Raw genomic sequence first — 17,864 nt, 5'->3', positions numbered from 1 at the left:
GAAAAATATTGGGGCTCCGGATATGGACAGCCGGAAAGGAAATGCGATCAGGCCGCCGGCTGGAGCCTGAACAGGTCGACGAACGCCTGCGCAGCGGCGATGTCGCCCTGTGCGCCGATGACGCCCTTCGCGATCAGCAGCGACAGGGGCGCGGTGCCGTAGACGGCGACCGCCATGGCATTTCCATCCGCCTTGAGAACGAAGGGCGCATCGGGCTGCGAGACCGCCCTGACCAGCAGGCGGCCATCAGCGAGGCTGGCCTCGAACGCCTCCCTGCCGAAATCGAAGCCGGCCACCTCCGGGCGGTCGGGCGCCGGCCCGGGCTGAAGGTTCACGCCCATCGAGATCATCAGCGCGGTCGGGCTGATGAAGCGCGACGGATCGTGGCCCGGTATCGTCAGCGCCCATCGGCACAGAGCCTCCAGCACCGGCAGCAGGCCATGTCCGACCGGCGTCAGCGCATAGACGCTGAGGCGCACGTCATGACTGACGACGCCTGCCTCCTGCAACTGCGCCAGCCGTGACGTCAGCACGCCCGCAGTAATGCCGGGCATGCCGGCGCGGATCATCTGGAAGCGCTTGGGGGTGAACATCAGCTCACGCACCACGAGCAGCGCCCAGCGGTCGCCGATCTGGTTGAGGGCATGAACCGCCAGACAGCCCTCATCATAGCGCAGGCGGGCAGCTTCGATTTTTTTAGTCATGTTTTCATACTATCAGTTGCTTTTTCATACTTCAACTGCCATGCTGCACCTATTGGACCTGATGCCTTACCAGAGAGGAGACGTAATATGACCTTCTATACAGGCTGTATCGCAGCCGTCCCGACCATCAACAAACAGAAATATATCGACCATGTCAGCACCGCGTGGACCATGCTTCGCGGCCATGGGGCTGTCCGCATGGTGGAAAGCTGGGGCGTCGATGTCCCGAAGGGCAAGGTCAACGATCTTCATGGCGCGGTGCATGCGAAGGAGGATGAAACCATCGTCTTTTCCTGGATCGAGTGGGCGGACAAGGCCGCCGCCGACAGCGCCTGGCAAAAGATGCAGGAAGATCCGGCCATGCAGGAGATGCCGCAAATGCCGTTTGACGGCAGCCGCATGATCTTCGGCGGGTTCGATTCGGTTTTCGCGGACGGCACGGACGCAGGTGCCGGCTACATTCAGGGTTTCGCGCTCGCGGTTCCGGAAAAAAACAAGGGTGCCTATGTCGATATGGCCAGAACCGCATGGGAAAGCGCCTTCCGGCCCAATGGCTGTCTCGGCATCGTCGAGGCGTGGGGAACTGACGTGCCGCATGGCAAGCTGACCGACTTCCACCGCGCGACGAAGGCCGAAGCCGGTGAGGTCGTGGTGTTCAGCTGGACCGCATGGTCTGACAAGGCCACCTGCGATGCCGCCGCCAAGGCTATGGAAGCCAGCATGGAAGGGCAGGAGTTTCCCGAAATGCCTTTCGACGGCATGCGCATGATGTGGGGTGGCTTCGAGCTCATCTTCGATTCCGCGACGGCTGCATGAGCATCGTTTTCTACACCTATTGCCGACAAAGGCTACGATGGCGACGCCGTACGCCACAATCTGTTTGTTAATGCTCCACCGCCTGAAAGGCGGTGGCTTCCGGTTACGGCTTAAACCCGGATCAGTCCGCCGACGGGCGGACAGGAACGAACTCACGTCACGTTGAAGTTGTCGTCAGGCTCCGGCGGCGTCTGGTTGGCAATGTATTCAACCCACATCTCGCCCGTCACGTTGCCGCTTGTTGCAACCCAGTAATCCCTCGCCCACAGGTGCTGGCCCCAATAGCGTTTGCGCAATATCCCGAACTCGCTCAGCAGTTTGTGCGAACTGCGCCCTTTCAGGTGCTGCACGGCGCGCGATACCGAAAAGTTCGGCGAGATCGACACCTACATATCCACATGGTCCCGGTTAATCGATCCGGCATGCACAACCATCTCATGCGCCTGGGCCGTCTCGCGCAACAACTCCCGGCATCGGTTGCCAACGTCGCCGCCAAGCACCGCGTAACGATACTTCGTCACCCAAATCGGGTGCTATTTGCAATCCCAAACCATATGGCTGCCACGCTTGTATGCTTCCATCCAGCCAATCTACACCGGAACCGCCGCGATCACAGGCCGCCTAAAGGCGTGGGGTTTACACATCCCCTATCGGGGACTCTATCCGGTGATCCCACCCAGAGCCAATCCCAAGAACCCATCGCCTCGGGACTTCAAGGTCTACAATGACCGTCACCGCATCGAACGCATATTCAACCGGCTCAAGCAGTTTCGTCGTGCCGCCATGTCCTTTGACAAGACCGCAAAATCCTTCGCAGCTTTCCTCGCATTAGCACCTGCAAATTATGGATGCCAAACTTTGTCAACAGGACCCAGGTTTCGGCGGGCGAGCTTTCTGTACGCCACAAACACCTTTTCCCCTAGGCTGGGACCGTCGCCAGCTGCGGACGGCAGCACCGCGTCTCGCAGCGCTTTTTCGTCACCGTTCCGCCCTATCGTCCGGACGGCCGTCGCGGCAGATTTCAGGGCTCGGCGGACGCGCCAGCAGCCGGACCAAACGGGGTTGACACGAACAAGATCATCCAATGATTTCAGGGTGACACCGACGGCAAAGGTGGCGTCGGTATACGTCATCTCGCGGCTACGCAGCAAAGCCTACATCGGCAGGAGCGAGCGAATCCATGGATGCGAATCGACATCTGGCGTGCGAATTTTCTACTTTATGAAAAAAAACCGCACAGCTCATCTCTTTTTAAAATGCCTGATAATGTTGCCTTATCGTTCCTTATGCCGCTCAGTACCCAACCGGCGCCTGGGCTGGAAACACTGTTGGGGGACGGTTTTGCCGTTACGTTCAGCCATAGAGCCAGCTGTTTGAACAATCTGTCGAACCCGGATCCCTCTGACAATCTTCGGCAGATGCTGAAACGGGCCAAAGAACTCGCAAGAAGCTGATTAAATGTCCGAATGATCTGGTGTCTTGCACATGCCCCTAGCAGCAATAGCAATGTCCTCGAAACCACACGCATCGAAGCCGGTACGGCCCAGAATGACACCTGCGACGCAGTACCTTTGAGATCGAATGACCGAAAGGAATCTGGATAGAGTTAAGTCCAACGATGGTGTCTCACCGCGTGCTGTAGCTGGCGGCATTGGTCGCCGCGCTCTCCGGCATTGCCGGGCTGATCAGCGTGCCACTGCGGGCAGGCTGATGAGGGGATCATCAGCTCAACCGGCCGACGCTTTCCAGCGTCATGTAGCGGGCGCGGTGGACGGCCCACTCGTCGTTCTTTTCGAGCAGGATTGCGCCGACGAGGCGGACGATGGCGTCGTCGTTGGGGAAGATTCCGACCACATCGGTTCGCCGCTTTGATCTGGCCGTTGAGGCGCTCGATCGGATTCGTGCTGTGAAGCTTTGCCCGATGCTCTTTCGGGAAGGTCATGTAGGCGACCACGTCCGGCTCGGCATCATCGAGGACGGCGGCGAGCTTCGGCACCTTCGGCCGGATCTGGTCGGCGACGGTGCGCCACTGAGTACTTGCGGCCTCTGGCGTCTCCTGCGCGAAGGCGGTGGCGATGAAGGCGGAGACCACGCGCCGGCCGCTCTTGCCGGCATGGGCCAGCACGTTCCTCATGAAGTGGACGCGACAGCGCTGCCGTGTCGTCGACAGAACCCTGGTGGCGGCGCTCCTGAGGCCCTCGTGGGCATCGGAGACGACGAGCTTGACGCCGCGCCGGGTGAGCTTGCGCAGGAACTCGGTCCAGATCGGCTCGGCCTCCGAGATGCCGATCTACATACCCAGAACCTCGCGCCGGCCTTCTGTGTTGACGGCGACCGAGACGACGCGTCCGCCGCAGCGCACCTTGAGATAGGTGGCGTCGATCCACAGATACGGCCAGTCGCCTTCGATGGGGCGATCGAGGAAGGCTTTCACCTTGCCGTCGATCTCCTCGCACAGGCGGCTGATCTGGCTCTTCGAGATGCCCTGTACATAGGCCTCCTGGATAACTGCCGTCAGCGCCTTCTCGGCCATCCGGCGCGGGTCTCCCAGTCCCGTTCGCGATAGCCGCTGCGCTGGGCCGTTCGGAGCGGGCGCTTCTCGCCATAAGCGGCGCCGGTGGCCGCGCCCACCTCCATCTCCATCAGCCGCTCGGCCACGAAGCCGATCATCTCGGGCAAGAGATCAGCGTGAGGTGCTTCTCCACAAGCGCGCGCAGGTTCATCATGTCGTCGGTCATCGGTGGTCCTTCCGGAAAGGAGTTGGTGTCGACAACCAGACCCTATCGGAAAGCGCCGATGACCACCGCGCTAACCAGCTACACCACGTCCCGGGACGTCACCCGACCGAGCCGGGTGAGAACAGCCGGCAGCGTGGCCTTGTTGGTGTCTTTCAACTGAATTTCGCGCATTGGAACTTCCGGAACATGGCGTCCAGCTTGGTTTAGGTGGGAATGATGTAAGGAATCACCCTCCCCTACCCAGCTTGTTTTAACGGCGCGCTGTTGGAGCGCAGGGCAGCCATCAGCATCGGCCCGATGGTGAACTGCCCGCTACGCGCTTTTTCAGTCAGCGCCCGCAAATAGCCTCCGGCTGAAGTGATCTCGCCGGAACGCTCCAGCAGGCAGGCAATCACGGTAGCAGCCCCTTCCTGCCCCAGAATCTGCAGCGCATCAGCATAAGCCGACGGCGAAACACCCAGATAGCCGCGCACCTGAGCAGCCGTAGTGCAGAAATCGCGCCAGCTTTGGATGCCTTCAGGGGCATAAGCTTCCATTTGTGGGCACGCTCGCATGACAAGCCCCAATGGGTAACGTTCCTCATGTTCTCTGGGCTGCAGATTATCCTCGGCGGTCGCCGTGCTTTCTTCTGAAGCAGGTTCAAGTTCAGGTGAGTCTTGTGTTTTTGAAATAGATTGATGCCGCCCGATATGGGATTCATTGCCGCTCATATTTTGATCATTCAGATGCAATTCCAGCAACTTGTCGATATCCTGGCGAATGACCGCGAGCCTGTTGAGCAGCTGTGTGAGCATAGCCACATCAGCCCGGCGCGGAATAGCCTCTACGACAGATCGAAACCTCTGCCACTGCTCTCTCCAGTTGCCTCGTACACCTTCCTCAAACGCAACCTCAATCAACTTGCCAATGTCCCGGCGCAGCAGTGTGATCTTTTCCCGGGTCAGGCGCAGTGCCTGCGCATCCGCCCTTACCTTGGCTGCTGCCTGCGCAAACTCCTCAGCCCGGGCCAGCATCGGAGCAAGAGACAGTCCGAATGCATCTTCCAAGCCCCCTGCCCCATCTTTGCGGGCGTAGCGCTTCCCATTCGGCGAATCCCGGCGGACGATGACACCACTATCGACAAGCGCGGCCAGATGGCGCCGCAACGTCGTGTCGGACATGCCGTGTGCGCGCAAGGCCAGTTGCCGGTTAGAAGGGAAAACGACCAACCCCTCCTCTTCCGACAATTCATTCCCGGGATGGAACGACAACAGCGCCGAAAGGATCGCCAGGGAGCGATCACTCACGCCTATGATCGATTTGCCCTCGCACAGGTCGCGATAGACCTGCCACTTGTCGACAGTCTTACCCGTGGGAATGTCGGCGGCCTCCTTCTGGGCTGCAAACATGGCAAGCGACATCGGCCGCCGCCCAAAGGGCGTCGTTGCAATCTGCATTTCCATTTCCTTTCACCTGCAATCAGGCAAAAGAAATCTGCCCGCCAAAACGACGGCTAAGACTCTTGACAGTGATTCGTGGAAATGCGATTCTCTAGTTGCTACACACGAGAAGGGCTTCCACGACGCAAGTCGCCTTGGGGGCCTTTTTCTTTTGCGGATCAGTTCTCCTGTTTCGCCTTCCTGAATGCCTCGTAGAGGCTGTCCAGATTATCTGAAATCCACGTCCCGAAGGACTTTGCGTCCTTGTCCGACAGATCGATCGAGACGCCCTTGCCGCGTGGCCTGAGCGTGGCACGCACACTTCTGTCGGCAGCTGCCCACGATGGAGCCTGACGCGCAGGTGCCGGTTTCCGGCCCTGTTCCTTTTGCGGCTCAAGACGATCCACCAGAAGTGCCAGCCGCTCATCGCTGTCGGCGGAGACAAATTCATCTGTTCTGGTGATCTTGGCAGCTGCCTCCCTGGAAGATGCCTCTCTCAGGGCCTGCGCCAGCCTGTACCAGCGATCACGCCCACTGTTGCGAGCTGCACCGATTGAAGAAATCACCGCGTCGGGAATGTCTTTCACCACCGACAACATCTTAGAAACGACCGTCTTGTCGACGCTCAGCGCCTGCATGATCACTTCGCGCTCATAGCCACTCCTCTCGAGGTTTCCGGCGAAAGCCGCCTTTTCGATGAAGGAGAGATCGGCGCGGGCAGAGTTTTCCTGCCCCTGGGCAATGACGTGCTCACGGTCATCGAGCTCCTTGACCACGGCGCGAACCATACGGCCCAGCGCTTTTGCGACACGGTGGCGCCTGTGGCCGAAGACGATCATATAACGCGCGGCCTCAGAAGGATGCGGTCGCAACAGGATCGGTGAATCCTGCCCCTGCTCGCGAATGGCTTCGAGCAAAGCGTTGAACGCCTCCTCATCGTCTTCCATGCGGTCAGCGATGAAGGAGACGTCGATGGTTTGCGGATCCACCTCGATGATGGCCGCGCCCTCAAGCAGCCTTGCCTCGATGTCCCGCGCTGCCTGCGCCTTTTCCGCCAGCTCGTCGATGGAACGAGTTATAGCCCCGAAAGCGCCCCGGCTGCGGTTGCGCTCCAGCGCCGGTGAAGGTGTCACCTCATGCGCCGAAGCGGGCGGGTTGACCGCAGTCAACTTTCGCTCTGTCAGGGACATCAGAAGGTTTTTTCTCGACATCAGCGTCGTCTCCACGCCTTGTGAACGAGATCGACAATCTCACCATTGACGCGGTTCAGGGATTCCATCGCCCGATCATAGGTCGCCCGCGTGAACTGCGAACGATCCACCTCATACAGCGTCTGCTTGGTGATGCCCGCGTCGGAGATGGCTGTCGATTTCAGCATCTCGTTGACCAGTACATGCTGTTTGAAAATGGCGCGCATGAAGGCGACCATCTGGCTTTGCGGCCCGTCAGTAGGTTCGTAGCGGGTGACAAGATAGCGAAGCCAGTCAAGTCGCATATTGGCGCCTGCCCGCTTCAGCGTTCCCATCACCTCGCCCATCATGATCAGAAACTGGCACATCGACATCACATCCAGCATCTGGGGGTGAACCGTGATGAGCACTCCGGTGGACGAGGAAAGCGCGGTCAGCGTCAGATAGCCAAGCTGTGGTGGACAATCGATAACCACGACATCGTAATCGTCCGCGACATCGGCCAGAGCCTCGTCGAGACGGCCGAAGAAAATGCGGCCCATGGAGCCGTCGTTGCGGGCCAGCGCCAGCGGTGTGTCATACTCATACTCCTGCAATTCGAGATTTGCAGGAACGACATCGAGGCCAGGGAAGTTCGTCGTCTTCACCAGCGCCGAGAGCGGCTTGCGCTGATCGTCGTAGCGCAGCGCCTCGTAAAGAGATTCATTGTGGTCGATCTCAGGCTGATACCCGTAAAGCGCTGAAAGCGATGCCTGCGGATCAAGATCGATTGCCAGAACCCTGTGGCCTGTCAGCGCCATATGCTGGGCAAGATGAGCGGCCGTGGTCGTTTTCGCCGAACCTCCCTTGAAGTTCACAACCGCCACCACCTGAAGATGCTCACCTTCCTTGCGGTGTGGCACATAGCGGGTACCCCGGCCGTTACGGTCGAGGAAATGGCGCATCTCCAGCATCTGCTCAGCCGTATAGGAGCGGCGGCCGGTGGGCGTCACCATCGGCAAAGGGCCTTTGCCTTCCAGCGAAAGGTTCTTGAGATACCCGCTGGTCACCCCAAGATAGCCGGCAACCTCTGCCAGCTGAAAGGGCCGCAACGTCTTTTGCGCGTCAGGCGGAAACATCTCCAGACGGTGCTCGTGCAGCATGGCCGACAGTTCGTTCGCCTGCTGCGTCACCAGAAGATCGATCTCCTCGATCTCGTCCAGAATATCTGCTTTCATATTCATCGGAATTTTCCGCACATGCGCTTCAAACCCGGATGGAGCGCTAAAACCGCATCTTCGCGCGATTCTCTCGTAGCGGCAAGGAGTTTAAAGTTAATCAATGGTTAACGCGGATTTCCCGCCGTAAAAGTTGACCACAGTCAACTGCCATTCTGAGCACCGGCTCCAACCCCTCCTCGCCGAGCGCCATTCTGACGAGTCGGACCATGAGAACCACCGCGCCATCCTGCAAGGCAGTTTTTCCGTCATCAACAAAAGCCTGAGCGGGCAGATGAGACAAGCCGGGATGCCATCCCCCCGACATCCGGTCTCCGGACGGCCTTGCGGAGCCGACGTTCGCCTTGTCAGCTTCTCCGAAGCAATACTGCAAACAGGCTCACATGAACAGCGGGTTGTGCCCCTTCCCCGTATCTCCTACAAGAATGACGATCGTATCCGTCATTGTAAGGAGAGGTGCATCCTTTCCAGTGCACCCAGCCCGAGAAAATTCCGCGTCACGGCTTTATCGGTTCCATCATTTCGATGGATCAGCGAAGCTCACTCTCGCTCGCGAGACGGTTGCCATATCTCATCAATGTCAAAAGAGGACCTAGCAAAAAGCTTCAAGGCCAGCTGATCCTTCCTCATATGAAGGTCATTTCGAACTGTACGAACGTAGACTGCGTATTCAGGAAATGAAACTGTCAGATGATCGGAAATCAGCCGAATAATTCGGCGTCGCTCTTCCTGTTTAATTTCGTTTGACTCCCGAAATGCAGCCTCATAACCTCATTTTCCATAGGGTTTCATGAAGTCTGGCTCGGGAGAATAAATGAGCGGGGAGGTACTCTTGTCGGCCAGCGGCCTGACCAAGGAGTTCAAGGGCTTTCTTGCGGTTGATGGCGTTAACATTGAGGTCAGGCGTGGCACTGTCCACGCGCTGATCGGTCCCAACGGGGCTGGTAAGACCACCTGTTTCAATCTGCTCACGAAATTTCTGGCCCCGTCGCGCGGAACCATCACCTATAATGGCATCGACATCACTCACCGCAAACCAGCCGACATCGCCCGGATGGGGCTGATCCGCTCGTTCCAGATATCAGCCGTCTTCTCGCATATGACGGTGCTTGAAAACGTGCGCATTGCGCTACAGCGGAAACAGCCCGGTGCCTTCAGTTTCTGGACGTCCCAGAGCAAACTGTCCGTTCTTGATGCCGAAGCCGAACGCTTGGTCGAGGCCGTCGGGCTGTCGGAATTTATCGGCATCCCCGCCGGCGAATTGTCTTACGGTCGCAAACGGGCTCTTGAAATTGCGACCACCCTGGCGCTCGACCCGGAACTGATGCTGCTGGACGAGCCGATGGCCGGCATGGCCGCCAACGATGTGGAACGCATAACCGAGCTGATCCGGCGCGTGGCGCGCGACCGGACCGTGCTTATGGTGGAGCACAATCTTTCGGTCGTCGCGACACTGTGCGACGTCATCACCGTTCTGGCTCGCGGCAAGGTTCTGGCTGAAGGCGACTATGCCACGGTGTCCTCGGACCCAAGGGTTCTCGAAGCCTATATCGGTGCCGCCCATGTCTGACAGAACCGCCGCCACACCGCTTCTGTCCGTCAGCGATCTCCACGCATGGTATGGTGAATCCCATGTTCTTCACGGCATGCGCTTCGACGTTCATGCGGGCGAGGTGGTCACTCTTCTTGGGCGCAACGGCGCCGGCAAGACCACGACGCTCAAATCGATTATGGGCGTCATGGCCCGGCGCACCGGCTCCGTGCGCCTGCGTGGCGAAGAACTGATCGGCCTGTCGTCGCGTCATGTGGCGCGCCGCGGGATTGCCTGGTGCCCGGAGGAGCGCGGCATCTTCGCCAGCCTCGACGTCCGCGAAAACCTGCTTCTGCCACCTGTCGTGGGTGAGGGCGGCCTGACGGTGGAACAGATTTTCGGCCTTTTTCCCAATCTGCGCGAGCGGTTGCACAGTCAGGGCACCAAGCTGTCCGGTGGCGAGCAGCAGATGCTGGCCATCGGCCGCATCCTGCGCACAGGCGCGCGCGTGCTTCTGCTCGACGAGCCGACCGAAGGGCTGGCGCCGGTCATCGTCCAGCAGATCGGAGCGATGATCCATCGTCTCAAAGCGCTTGGTTTCACCATCGTTCTGGTCGAACAGAATTTCCACGCGGCAGCTTCCGTTGCCGATCGTCATTACATCGTCGAGCAGGGGAGGGTGGTCGACCAGATCGACAACAGCCAGCTCGACAACAGCATTGACAAGCTCCACCGCTATCTGGGGGTGTGAGGCCGGTTTGTTTCGAAAGGGAGTGAGGAAATGAAAGGCCTGAAGCTGGTACTCGCCGCAACTGTTGCGGCACTATGGTGTGGCAGCGCGCTCGCTCAGGACAGGATCAGCGTTAAGCTGGGTGTTCTCAACGACCGGTCCGGTACCTATTCGGACCTGTCGGGCGAGGGCTCCGTGGTCGCGGCCCGTATGGCGATCGAGGATTTCAAAGCCGCCGACAAAGGCATAGACGCGCAAGTGATCTCGGCCGACCATCAGAACAAGCCCGACATCGGTGCCAACATCGCCAGACAGTGGTATGATCAGGACGGCGTGGACATCATCCTCGATGTGCCAACATCTTCCGTTGCTCTGGCGGTCAGCGAGATCACCAAGGAGAAGAACAAGGTCTTCATGAACTCCGGCGCCGGCGCGTCCGACCTGACCGGCCCGGCCTGCTCGCCCAACACGGTGCACTGGACTTACGATACATGGGCCCTCGCCAACGGCACCGGCGGCGCCATGGTGCGGGCAGGGGGGGACAGCTGGTTTTTCCTGACTGCCGACTATGCCTTCGGCCATGCTCTCGAACGGGACACAGCAGCCGTGGTCGAGAAGGCGGGCGGCAAGGTTCTTGGCAATGTGCGCCATCCTTTCCCCGGGCAGGATTTCTCATCCTTCCTGCTGCAGGCTCAGGGGTCCGGCGCCAAGGTTATCGGTCTGGCCAATGCCGGTGCGGACACCACCAACGCCATCAAACAGGCCGCAGAATTCGGCATCGTGCAGGGTGGCCAGAAGCTAGCCGGCCTGCTCACCTTCGTCTCGGACGTCAAGGCGCTCGGCCTGCAGACGGCACAGGGGCTTGTGCTGACGGAGGCCTTCTACTGGGACCAGAACGACGGCACCCGGGAATTCTCGAAGCGGTTTGCTGAAAAGCACAGCGGCAACATGCCCACCATGGTTCATGCCGGCGTCTATGCCTCGGTCCTGCACTATCTCAAGGCAATCGAGGCCGCGAAGACGAAGGATGCGGCTGCCGTCATGGCCAAGATGAAGGAAATGCCGACCGATGATCCGCTGTTCGGCAAGGGTGAAGTCCGCGTCGACGGACGCCACATCCACGACATGTATCTGTTCGAGGTTAAGAAGCCGGAAGAGTCGACCGGTGAATGGGATCTGTACAAAACCGTGGCCACCATCCCTGCGGCAGAGGCTTTCCGGCCACTGGCCGATGGCGGTTGCAGCCTCGTGAAGTAAGCAGGGCAGGGGGCGGCCCGGGCTTTGTGCCCGCGCCGCCTCCGGCAGATCATCCTGACAGTTCAGCGCTTCAGCACTGGAAACCATCCTCGATGACTGAAATATTCGGCATTCCCGCCGCCGCCCTTTATGGCCAGCTTCTGCTCGGCTTCATCAACGGTGCATTTTATGCCACGCTCAGCCTTGGGCTTGCCATCATCTTCGGCCTGCTGAACATCATCAATTTCGCCCACGGCGCCCAGTACATGATGGGGGCCTTCGTGGCATGGATGCTGCTTACCTATCTGGGCATCGGCTACTGGCCAGCCCTGATCCTCGCGCCGCTGATCGTCGGCCTCACAGGCATCATCCTTGAGCGCACCATGATATCGCGCCTCTACAAACTCGATCATCTGTATGGTCTGCTGCTGACCTTCGGCCTCGCCCTCATAATAGAGGGCCTGTTCCGAAACGGTTACGGCGTTTCGGGTCTGGCTTACACCATCCCGTCGCAGCTGACGGGCGGCATCAATCTGGGCTTCATGTTCCTGCCACTCTATCGCGGCTGGGTGGTCATCGCCTCTCTGGTGGTTTGCCTCGCCACCTGGTTCATCATCGAGAAAACACGGCTCGGCGCCTATCTGCGCGCCGCCACCGAAAACCCCACGCTTGTTCAGGCGTTCGGCATCAATGTGCCGCTGCTGGTCACGCTCACCTACGGGTTCGGCGTCGCACTGGCTGGTTTTGCCGGCGTACTGGCAGCCCCGATCTACGCGGTCAACCCGATGATGGGGTCCAACCTGATCATCGTCGTCTTTGCCGTGGTCGTCATTGGTGGCATGGGATCCATCCTGGGTGCCATCGTTACCGGCTTCGCGCTTGGCCTCATCGAGGGCCTGACCAAAGTCTTCTATCCGGAAGCGGCCGCGACCATCATTTTCATCATCATGGCCATCGTCCTGCTGGTCAAACCAGCCGGCCTGTTCGGCAGGGAGGCCTGATATGAGCGCGGATGTTCCAGCTTCAGTTCCCGGCCCGCAGAGCGTCGAAAGAACCCGCAGCGACGGCCGCCTCCATGCGGCGATCTTCATCGTGCTGGGCGCATTCCTGCTGATCGCACCGGGTCTTTTCTATCCGTTTTTCCTGATGAAGCTTCTGTGCTTTGCCTTGTTTGCCTGCGCCTTCAACCTGCTTCTCGGCTATGGCGGGCTGCTGTCGTTCGGGCATGCCGCTTTCTTTGGCTCGGCCAGCTACGTCTCGGCCCATGCCGCCAAGATCTGGGGTCTGCCACCGGAACTGGCCATCCTGACGGGCACGCTTTCTGCCGGGGTGCTGGGGCTGGTGTTCGGCTCGCTGGCGATCCGCCGGCAGGGCATCTATTTCGCCATGGTCACGCTGGCTTTCGCCCAGATGATCTATTTCGTTGCCCTTCAGGCTCCGTTCACGGGTGGCGAAGACGGCATTCAGGCCGTGCCGCAGGGCCGCATGTTCGGCTTTATCGACCTGTCGAACATGACGACCCTCTATTACGTCGTCTGCGTCATCTTCATGCTGGGCGTGCTTGCCATCTATCGCATCGTCCATTCGCCCTTCGGTCAGGTGCTGAAGGCCATTCGTGACAATGAACCGCGTGCCATCTCGCTCGGCTATCGCACCGACCGCTACAAGCTGGCCGTCTTTGTACTGTCAGCTACCCTTGCCGGTCTGGCCGGGGCCACCAAGGCGATCGTCGTGCAGCTCGCCTCGCTGACGGATGTCTACTGGGCAATGTCGGGCGAAGTGGTGCTGATGACCCTGCTTGGCGGCATGGGCACAATTTTTGGGCCCATGGCCGGGGCTGCCATCATCATCACCATGCAGAATTATTTTGCCGGCTTCGGCGCATGGGTGACAGTTGCGCAAGGCGTGGTGTTTGTGATTGCGGTTCTGGCCTTTCGCGAGGGCATTGTCGGCATCATCGCCAAGTGGCTGCGCCGCCCGCTCTGAACAATCAGCCCAAGGCGGAACACGCTCGGGGCTATGGCCGCCTGGCTGTATTCCTAGCTTGCCATTTTGCTCGTGTTCTCTTCCGCACCCGATGTGCCGAACGTAATGGCAGTAATCGTGTTCCGGCCACTGGCCTTGCTGCGGTAAAGCTGCCGGTCAGCGTGGGCAATCCACTTGTCAGGCGTCACGCCCGGCTGGCAACGGCCGGTTGCGATACCTATGCTGATCGTTACATTGGGACTGACGGTTGAGCGGGCATGCGGAATGTTCAGCGCGCCCACCTGCACCTGAATCTCTTCCGCCATCGTCAGCGCAGCAGCGGCATCGGCGCCGGGCAGAACGCAGGCAAATTCCTCTCCGCCATAGCGGGCCGAAAGATCCGATGCGCGCGTCAGGGCCCGCTTGAGAGCCGAGGCGATCATGACGATGCAGCGATCACCGTTGAGGTGGCCATAGGTGTCGTTGAACTGCTTGAAGAAATCGATGTCGATGAGCAGGACGGACAGCCAGTCTTCCGATTGCGCAAGGCGCTCGGTTTCAGCATTCAGCTTCTGCTCCATGCGCCGGCGGTTGCTGAGGCCGGTAAGAGCGTCGGTCACCGCCATTTCCGCGAGCTGATCGCGCAGGCGCTTGAGTTCGATGTGATTGCTCACCCGCGCTCGCAGCACCACAGGCTGGATCGGCTTGGTGACGTAGTCGATGGCGCCGAGCGACAAACCGCGCACTTCGTCTTCCGTGTCGCCGAGGCCCGTTGTGAAGATCACCGGCACGTCAGCCAGCAATGCCTCGTTCTTCAGGCGCCGGCAGACTTCGAAGCCGTCCATTTCGGGCATCAGAATGTCGAGCAATATCAGGTCCGGCAGATTGGCGCGGGCGGTTTCCAGTGCCTGCGGTCCTGATGTCGCGAAACATATCTCATAATCGTCTTCCAGAATGGCGTTCATGATCTCGATGTTCGAGATCTCGTCATCCACAATCAGAATGGTCGGTCGGTCGGTCATAATATTGCCCGGACGCGCTCAGCAGTCGCAGCTGAAGGCTCCGTCTCCTTGTCAAGCAGGGCCAGTGCGCCCTCATAGTCCAGGCGATCGAGCGCCTGACGAACAGGGTGATTGTTGCCCGCCTCAGGCGCGAGCCCCATGGCGGCGGCATAGGCATCGAAGCTCGCCCGTGCCTTGAGATTGCGGCGCTGAAGCTGTTCCCGCAGCACCTCCCGTGCGGCGGAAACCTCCTTTTCATTGACCGTTGCGACAGGTCCTGCGGTCTCTGTGGCTGCCGTGCCGGACGTCAGCCGCGCGGCTGCGGCGATCGCCGGCGCAATCTCGTTCGCCAGAGCTTCGAGCCTGCCGGATATGCCCTCAAGCTCACCGCCGGCGATCAGCCGCTCGATGTCGGCAGCCAGTCTCTGAACGCCCGGCAGTTCGAGCGAACCGGCAACACCTTTGAGCGTATGCGCAACACGCCGGGCCTCGGCGATCTCACCATCGGCGATCATGCGGGACAGGTCCTGCGCGACGTCAGCATAGCTTCTGCCGAAATTGACGATCAGCTTCCGCAGCAGCGCAGTCTTTCCGTTGACACGGGCAAGTGCGGCTTCCAGTCCGAAAGGCGGCAGTTCGGCCGGCAGGTCCGTTTGCGGAGCGACAGCACTGGTCGACGGCTCAGGCACAACAACCGCCGTTTGCTCCTGTCGGGGCCTGAGCCAACGGTCCAGCGCGCGTACCAGCGCCGCGGGATCGACCGGCTTGGCAACGTGATCGTTCATGCCGGCAGCGAAACAGCGCTGTCGTTCTTCCTCATAGGCATGCGCAGTCATGGCGATGATGGGAAGATCTTCCGGCGTCCACTGCCTGCGAATGATTTTTGTGGCCTCGATGCCATCCAGTTCGGGCATCTGCACATCCATCAGCACGGCCGCATAGCTCGCCCCACGTTCCGCCACCAGATCGCAGGCGATCCTGCCGTTGCCGGCGGTATCGATCTGCAATCCCGCATCGCTGAGCAATTCGGTGGCGATTTCCAGGTTGATGTCGTTATCCTCGACCAGTAGCACCCGCAAACCACGCAGTGCCAGGGCGACCATCGGAGCCGCAACAGTGCTTTCTGCCGGAGCAGGCTCGGCGGAACCGGCACTGACAAAGAGCCCGGAGATCGTGTCGAGCAGGGCCCGGGGCTCCACCGGCTTGTTGAGGAAAGCGCCGATCTCGACCTCACCGACCTCCGTCGCGAACTTCTCGGTGCCATAGGCTGTCACCATCAGCGTGACCGGGAGCCGGGGCAGCAGCGGATTTGCACGCATCGCCCGTACGGTTTCCATGCCATCCATGCCAGGCATCTTCCAGTCCAGCAACAAAAGGTCATAAGGCTTGCCCTGACGGACCGCAGCTTCCACCGCACTGATTGCTTCCGCACCCGATGCCACCAGATCAACCGGCATTTCCCAATGGCGGAATATCTCCCCGATGATCTGCCGTGCCGCCGCGTTGTCGTCGGCGGCAAGGATGCGCAGGTTGCGCAGCTGCGGGGCAGGCACGGGCATGTTATCCTGATGATCGTCATGCAGCGGCATGCGAATGGTAAAGATGAAAGTGCTGCCGACTCCCGGCTCGCTTTGGGTGTGTATTTCGCCACCCATCAGCTCCACGATCTGCTTGCTGATGGCAAGCCCCAGTCCGGTGCCGCCGAAACGGCGTGTCGTGGAGCTGTCGGCCTGTGTGAAGGAACGGAACAGGGCTGCCTGCTGCTCGCTGGTCATGCCTATGCCGCTGTCCTTCACCGACAATTCCACCGTCGCTTCGCCGTCGGTCAGGGAAATCTGGCGGGCCGCCACCGTTACCTTTCCGGCATTGGTGAATTTCACGGCATTGCTGAGCAGATTGAGCAGAACCTGATTGAAACGCAGTTCGTCCCCCATCAGCATGCAGGGAACGGTGTCGGCAATCTGCATTTCAACAGCAACGCTCTTTGCGGCGGCATCGGCTTCGACAAGCTGGATCTGGCTTCGGATCGAGGCGCGCAGGTCGAATGGGCGCTGCTCAAGCTGAAGCTTGCCGGCCTCGTTCTTGGAAAAATCAAGAATGTCGTTGATCAGCCGCAGCAGCGAAACGCCTGCGCCATTGATCTTGGCGATATAGTCCTTCTGCCTCAGATCGAGATCGGTACGCTGGATGAGATGGCAGAAGCCCAGAATGGCGTTCATAGGGGTGCGTATTTCGTGGCTCACATTGGCCAGGAACATGCTTTTCGCTCGGTTGGCGTCTTCCGCTTCGCGGGTGCGCTCTTCAAGCGCTGCGTTCTTGGCAACGATCTCCGTGCCCATGCGGCTGATCCGCTCAAAGCTTTCCACAACCATGTTGGTCAGCCAGACCAGAACGGCTGTCTGAAAAGCGACGATGGCAGCGTGCAGCAGGACACGCGCCAGATTGCCTTCGCTAGGAAACACTGCATAGGGCAGCAAATAGAGCAGCACCAGATGGTGCAGCGCTATGGCCGTGGCCGCAACCAGCAGGGTGCGCCGGTCAAACCAGGCAATGGTCAACGCCAGCATGGCGAAGAAGTACATATGCATGTCCATCTGCCACGAATTGTCACGCAGCAGATAAAGGAACAGCGCCGGCTCGCCGACGAGCGCGACCGCGGACAGATAGCGGGTGGACGGCGCAGTGCCATACCGCCACCACATCAGGTGATAGGTGCCGGCAACCACGGCGCCGGCAGCCATGGCTCCCGCAACAGAAAACCCGGTCAGCCATGCCACAGCTCCCAGAACCGGCACATGCAGCCATAACAGCGCGACAAGAAACCGGCCGAAGCGGGCGCGCAGATTTTCCAGTTCGGTGCTCACTGTTCAGATGTCCTTGTCGACAAACCGAGGCAGCCGGCCAGCCTCGGTGACGGAAACACGAGCCATGCACCGGCATTGCGTGCATGCGTTTCGAAATCCGGATGTGACGAGGCGGCGATGGCGATGTTGCCGAAGCTGCCGGCCTCGATAAAGCTGCCCTCGGCAGCCATGATCAGTCTCATCGTCTGGCCAAAGCCGGACCACGGAGCTGCGATCACGAGATATTGACCGTTCCGCTCCCCTGCCGAGAGAGAGGCTACGATCAGACCGAGCAACCCGGCCACGAGCAGAACAGCGGCAGGGGCCAGATCGCGCAGGCCCGGATCATCCCGGATCGGCTTGCGAATTGGCTCTCTGTGCTGCCTGCACGGCTCAAAAAAACTTGTCAGCATGACCCCGGCCCTGTCTGTGAGAACCTTATGTGCCAGCGCTTATGTTTTGGTAAATTTTGGAC

Annotated in this window: 15 protein-coding genes and 2 pseudogenes; 7 read left to right on the top strand and 10 right to left on the bottom strand. The window is 59.9% G+C overall.

All coding sequences use genetic code 11. The features are described from left to right. Positions 1–47 precede the first annotated feature (47 nt). A complete protein-coding gene (locus tag MIC97_RS23865) occupies positions 48–704 on the bottom strand; it encodes a helix-turn-helix domain-containing protein (RefSeq protein ID WP_239802390.1) in 657 nt (218 codons plus the stop codon). A gap of 87 nt (positions 705–791) precedes the next feature. Between MIC97_RS23865 and MIC97_RS23860 the strand changes: the two genes are divergently transcribed. Next, positions 792–1,520, top strand: coding sequence for a DUF1428 domain-containing protein (locus tag MIC97_RS23860; RefSeq protein WP_239802389.1), 729 nt, complete (start codon positions 792–794; stop codon positions 1,518–1,520). Between the two features lie 152 nt (positions 1,521–1,672). On the opposite strand, the pseudogene tnpA reads toward MIC97_RS23860, so the two are convergent. Together tnpA and MIC97_RS23850 are read right to left on the bottom strand one after the other, a co-directional pair. Further along, positions 1,673–2,041: pseudogene (tnpA, locus tag MIC97_RS23855) on the bottom strand (IS200/IS605 family transposase). 321 nt (positions 2,042–2,362) lie between these two features. Further along, entirely contained in the window at positions 2,363–2,671 is a 309-nt protein-coding gene (locus MIC97_RS23850; protein ID WP_345773579.1) for a DUF1403 family protein, read from the bottom strand. A 33-nt stretch (positions 2,672–2,704) separates the two neighbouring features. Here MIC97_RS23850 and MIC97_RS23845 point away from each other — a divergent pair, with 33 nt between their 5' ends. Then, positions 2,705–2,974 carry a hypothetical protein gene (locus tag MIC97_RS23845; protein ID WP_239802387.1) on the top strand — a complete coding sequence of 90 codons (270 nt, stop codon included), beginning with the start codon at positions 2,705–2,707 and terminating at the stop codon, positions 2,972–2,974. 231 nt (positions 2,975–3,205) lie between these two features. Here MIC97_RS23845 and MIC97_RS23840 read toward each other — a convergent pair. From MIC97_RS23840 to repA, 4 genes and pseudogenes are all read right to left on the bottom strand, one after another. Beyond that, a pseudogene (locus MIC97_RS23840) lies at positions 3,206–4,258 on the bottom strand (IS256 family transposase). Between the two features lie 236 nt (positions 4,259–4,494). Beyond that, positions 4,495–5,700, bottom strand: coding sequence for a plasmid replication protein RepC (gene repC / locus MIC97_RS23835; protein WP_239802386.1), 1,206 nt, complete (start codon positions 5,698–5,700; stop codon positions 4,495–4,497). A 155-nt stretch (positions 5,701–5,855) separates the two neighbouring features. Beyond that, on the bottom strand, positions 5,856–6,887 hold the full coding sequence (repB, locus tag MIC97_RS23830) for a plasmid partitioning protein RepB (protein ID WP_239802385.1): 1,032 nt from the start codon (positions 6,885–6,887) through the stop codon (positions 5,856–5,858). Further along, a complete protein-coding gene (gene repA / locus MIC97_RS23825) occupies positions 6,887–8,089 on the bottom strand; it encodes a plasmid partitioning protein RepA (protein ID WP_239802384.1) in 1,203 nt (400 codons plus the stop codon). The genes repB and repA overlap by 1 nt, the downstream gene beginning before the upstream one ends. An 808-nt stretch (positions 8,090–8,897) precedes the next feature. Between repA and MIC97_RS23820 the strand changes: the two genes are divergently transcribed. The 5 genes from MIC97_RS23820 (at position 8,898) to MIC97_RS23800 (ending at position 13,566) form a co-directional block, all read left to right on the top strand. Beyond that, the gene (locus MIC97_RS23820; protein ID WP_239802383.1) at positions 8,898–9,653 is read left to right on the top strand and encodes an ABC transporter ATP-binding protein; all 756 of its coding nucleotides are present in this window, start codon (positions 8,898–8,900) and stop codon (positions 9,651–9,653) included. Continuing rightward, positions 9,646–10,365 (top strand): ABC transporter ATP-binding protein, encoded by a 720-nt coding sequence (locus MIC97_RS23815; protein ID WP_239802382.1) that lies wholly within the window; start codon positions 9,646–9,648, stop codon positions 10,363–10,365. Before MIC97_RS23820 ends, MIC97_RS23815 begins: the two co-directional genes overlap by 8 nt. 30 nt (positions 10,366–10,395) lie before the next feature. Further along, the gene (locus MIC97_RS23810) at positions 10,396–11,601 is read left to right on the top strand and encodes an ABC transporter substrate-binding protein (RefSeq protein WP_239802381.1); all 1,206 of its coding nucleotides are present in this window, start codon (positions 10,396–10,398) and stop codon (positions 11,599–11,601) included. Positions 11,602–11,693: 92 nt separating this feature from the next. Beyond that, positions 11,694–12,581 carry a branched-chain amino acid ABC transporter permease gene (locus MIC97_RS23805; RefSeq protein ID WP_239802380.1) on the top strand — a complete coding sequence of 296 codons (888 nt, stop codon included), beginning with the start codon at positions 11,694–11,696 and terminating at the stop codon, positions 12,579–12,581. A 1-nt stretch (position 12,582) separates the two neighbouring features. Beyond that, positions 12,583–13,566 (top strand): branched-chain amino acid ABC transporter permease, encoded by a 984-nt coding sequence (locus MIC97_RS23800; protein ID WP_239802379.1) that lies wholly within the window; start codon positions 12,583–12,585, stop codon positions 13,564–13,566. A 53-nt stretch (positions 13,567–13,619) separates the two neighbouring features. On the opposite strand, the gene MIC97_RS23795 is transcribed toward MIC97_RS23800, so the two are convergent. The 3 genes from MIC97_RS23795 to MIC97_RS23785 are packed head-to-tail and all read right to left on the bottom strand — an operon-like array spanning position 13,620 to position 17,802. After that, positions 13,620–14,567 carry a diguanylate cyclase gene (locus MIC97_RS23795; protein WP_239802378.1) on the bottom strand — a complete coding sequence of 316 codons (948 nt, stop codon included), beginning with the start codon at positions 14,565–14,567 and terminating at the stop codon, positions 13,620–13,622. Continuing rightward, the gene (locus MIC97_RS23790) at positions 14,564–17,410 is read right to left on the bottom strand and encodes a response regulator (protein ID WP_239802377.1); all 2,847 of its coding nucleotides are present in this window, start codon (positions 17,408–17,410) and stop codon (positions 14,564–14,566) included. The genes MIC97_RS23795 and MIC97_RS23790 overlap by 4 nt, the downstream gene beginning before the upstream one ends. After that, a complete protein-coding gene (locus MIC97_RS23785) occupies positions 17,407–17,802 on the bottom strand; it encodes a hypothetical protein (protein WP_239802376.1) in 396 nt (131 codons plus the stop codon). The genes MIC97_RS23790 and MIC97_RS23785 overlap by 4 nt, the downstream gene beginning before the upstream one ends. Positions 17,803–17,864: the final 62 nt, after the last annotated feature.

Origin of the sequence: Aquamicrobium sp. NLF2-7, assembly GCF_022359935.1 — a bacterium.
GTDB classification, from domain to species: Bacteria; Pseudomonadota; Alphaproteobacteria; order Rhizobiales; family Rhizobiaceae; genus Mesorhizobium; species Mesorhizobium lusatiense.
The sequence above is the reverse complement of the archived record's forward strand: the minus strand, read 5'-3'. Positions and strand labels throughout refer to the sequence as shown.